The sequence below is a fragment of the Ruegeria sp. CJ6 genome, assembly GCF_056536665.1.
Genome location: NZ_JBQFQB010000015.1, coordinates 1 through 517, shown reverse-complemented (window position 1 = coordinate 517; position 517 = coordinate 1). Strand labels below are relative to the sequence as shown.

The following is a 517-nucleotide window of genomic DNA, read 5'->3' as shown; positions in this document are numbered from 1 at the left end:
GTACAGTGGGTCGGCGGTGACAACGTGCTGATCGGCGAGGCCGCCGGTGAATACGCGCTGGAACTGCTGGGCGGCAAAGGCAACGCCAAAGGCAATATCGTCGAAATCTATGGCGGGCTTGGCGTGCAGGCGACCTTTGATCGGTCGGACCCATTCCACGCTGCCTTTGAAGGCGAAGAAGGCGTGACCTTCCTGTTGGACAAGCAGTCGGGCGACTGGAAGCAGGATCAGGCCTATGACATCATGTCGACCGCCCTGCGCAACTATGAAGACATCACCATGGTCTATGGCCACAACGACCCGATGGCCTATGGCGCCTATCTGGCGGCCAAAGATGCGGGCCGCGCCGATGACATTATCTTTATCGGTGTCGATGGTTTGCCGGGCGAAGGTGTGACTTGGGTTGCCAATGGCGAACTGGCCGCGACCTTCCTCTATCCCACGCCCGGTGCCGAAGGGCTGCGTCAGGCGCTGAAGCACCTCAAAGGGGAAGAGGTCGAGAAATCGGTTGTTCTGG

The 517-nt window shown here is 59.8% G+C and carries 1 protein-coding gene; it reads left to right on the top strand.

Annotated elements, in window-relative coordinates:
* Positions 1 to 517, top strand: a 517-nt coding sequence (locus ACR0BT_RS20405) for a substrate-binding domain-containing protein (RefSeq protein ID WP_480763930.1), incomplete at both ends; no start/stop codon positions are given.